General features: G+C 67.1%; 4 protein-coding genes and 2 pseudogenes. 1 reads left to right on the top strand and 5 read right to left on the bottom strand.

Going from position 1 to position 2,252, the window contains the following annotated elements:
- The 5 genes and pseudogenes from rplI to J3476_RS27405 all read right to left on the bottom strand — a co-directional run.
- Positions 1-293, bottom strand: a 293-nt coding sequence (gene rplI / locus J3476_RS27425) for a 50S ribosomal protein L9 (protein ID WP_207069411.1), incomplete at its 3' end; no start/stop codon positions are given.
- Positions 294-320: 27 nt separating this feature from the next.
- Positions 321-581, bottom strand: coding sequence for a 30S ribosomal protein S18 (gene rpsR / locus J3476_RS27420; protein WP_152519387.1), 261 nt, complete (start codon positions 579-581; stop codon positions 321-323).
- A 42-nt stretch (positions 582-623) separates the two neighbouring features.
- Positions 624-1,139, bottom strand: coding sequence for a single-stranded DNA-binding protein (locus tag J3476_RS27415; RefSeq protein ID WP_207069410.1), 516 nt, complete (start codon positions 1,137-1,139; stop codon positions 624-626).
- 72 nt (positions 1,140-1,211) lie between these two features.
- Positions 1,212-1,502, bottom strand: coding sequence for a 30S ribosomal protein S6 (gene rpsF / locus J3476_RS27410; RefSeq protein ID WP_018603055.1), 291 nt, complete (start codon positions 1,500-1,502; stop codon positions 1,212-1,214).
- 215 nt (positions 1,503-1,717) lie between these two features.
- Positions 1,718-2,077 (bottom strand): annotated as a pseudogene (locus J3476_RS27405) (hypothetical protein); the annotation flags it as partial.
- On the opposite strand from J3476_RS27405, the pseudogene J3476_RS28125 reads away from it, so the two are divergent.
- Positions 2,070-2,252: pseudogene (locus tag J3476_RS28125) on the top strand (hypothetical protein); the annotation flags it as partial. The pseudogenes J3476_RS27405 and J3476_RS28125 overlap by 8 nt on opposite strands.

Below are 2,252 nucleotides of genomic sequence, written 5' to 3'. Positions count from 1 at the left end.
GCCGCGGTGACCGAGCCGAACAGCTTGCCCGAGTCGCCGGCGGTCTTCACCGACAGCTGCACGGCGCCAAGATTCTCGATCGCCGTCTTCAGCTCATTGGCGTGCTCGAGGTTCTTGACCCCCTTGAGCTCCTGGGTGCGCCGGATGGTCTCGGCCTGGCGCTGGGCGCCACGGGTCGCCACGATGGCCAGCCCGCGGGGCAGCAGATAGTTGCGGCCGTAGCCGTCCTTGACCTCGACGGTGTCACCGGGCAAGCCGAGGTGCTCGACCTCAGCAGTCAGAATCAGTTTCATCTCTTCGTCCTGTCTTCTTCTCGCCGTTTACCGAGCCGACGAGCTGAACGGCAGCAACGCGACCTCGCGGGCGTTCTTCACCGCGATCGCGACGTCGCGCTGGTGCTGAACGCAGTTACCGGTCACCCGGCGGGCACGGATCTTGCCGCGCTCGCTGATGTAGGTGCGCAGCAGCGCGGTGTCCTTGTAGTCGATGTCCATGTTCTTGCCCTTCTTCGAGCAGAACACGCACTTGCGGGTCTTGACCGGCTTCTCCGGAGCCGGACGGCGCTTTGTCGATTTCGCCATGTGTCTATCTCTTCCTCAAGAAAATCAATGAATATCGTTGTGTCAGAACGGTGGTTCGTCGTCGGCGCCACCGAAGGAGCCCGATGCGGGCGCACTGCCCCAGGGATCCTCGGCCGGTGCGCTGTTGGCAGCCGCCGGGCGGGAACCGCCGCCGCCACCGCCACCGAATCCGCCGCCACCACCGCCGCTGCGGCTGGCCTTGTTGACCTTGGCGGTCGCGTAGCGCAGCGATGGTCCGATCTCGTCGACCTCGACCTCGACCACGGTGCGCTTCTCGCCCTCGCGGGTCTCGAAGGAGCGCTGCTTGAGCCGGCCCTGGACGATGACGCGCGATCCGCGGGTCAGGCTCTCGGCCACGTTCTCGGCGGCCTCACGCCAGATGTTGCACCGCAGGAACAGCGCCTCGCCGTCCTTCCACTCCCCGCTCTGGCGGTCGTAGATACGCGGCGTCGAGGCGACGGTGAAGTTGGCCACCGCCGCTCCCGACGGGGTGAACCTCAGTTCGGGGTCGGCGGTCAGGTTTCCTACGACAGTGATGGTGGTGTCACCAGCAGCCACGGGTTCCTCCTGAAGGTGGTGGTCGGCGTGTTGGGCGCGAGCCTACGCAGCGGTTCCGACGAGCGGCACCCTTTAGTGCTTGTCGGTCCGCATCACCTTGGTGCGCAGCACGGACTCGTTCAGGTTCAGCTGACGGTCCAGCTCGGAGACCGTCGCCGGCTCGGCCTTGACGTCGACCACGGCGTAGATGCCCTCGGCGTGCTTGGCGATCTCGTAGGCCAGCCGCCGGCGTCCCCAGATGTCGACCTTGTCGACACTTCCGCCATCCTTGCGGATCACGTTGAGGAACGTCTCCAGCGACGGAGCTACGGTGCGCTCGTCGAGAGTGGGGTCGAGGATGACCATGATTTCGTATGGACGCATAACTAACCCATCACCTCCTATGGTCGTTGCGGCCACGGCGTGTCCGTGGCAGGAGGGTCGCCTGCGTCGGCAACCGGGCCAGGTTACAGGAACGGGCGCTGATCTGCGAAATCACGTACGAATCTGGCGCGGTTGGACACCGCTGGGGTGCCTCAGCGCGCCGAATTCGCCATGACCGGCTCCCGCGTCGCCGCCACGCCCGGGCGGGGCCGNNCCGGGTCGTCGACCGCCCCGCCGGCGCGCACCAGATCCTGCTCGGGCCGGTAGATCTGCCGGATCACCAACGCGCACAACCCGATCACCGCGATGTCGCGCAGCAGCACCGTCGCGGTGAACGCCTGCTCGGGCAGCCCCATGTTCTGTTCGCCGAACAAGAACAACATCCGCGGCACCCACACCAGCATGTCGATCGTCATCCAGGCCAGCAGCAGGCGCCGGTGCGGCAACGCCAACACCGCCAGCGGCACCAGCCACAGCGAGAACTGCGGACTCCACACCTTGTTCGTCAGCAGGAACGCCGCCACCACCAGGAACGCCAGCTGGGCCACGCGGGGTCGGCGCGGCGCGGTCAGCGCGGCGCTGTTCGCGGCCTGCTGCATCGTGATCGGTTATCTCGCGCTGACCGCGCCGCGCCGACCCCGCGTGGCCCAGCTGGCGTTCCTGGTGGTGGCGGCGTTCCTGCTGGCGAACAAGGTGTGGCGTGCGCAGGTCGCGGTGTGGCTGGTGGCGCTGGCGGTGTTGCCGTTGCCG

Source organism: Mycobacterium sp. PO1, from assembly GCF_017312405.1.
Taxonomy (GTDB): domain Bacteria; phylum Actinomycetota; class Actinomycetes; order Mycobacteriales; family Mycobacteriaceae; genus Mycobacterium.
The sequence above is the reverse complement of the archived record's forward strand: the minus strand, read 5'-3'. Positions and strand labels throughout refer to the sequence as shown.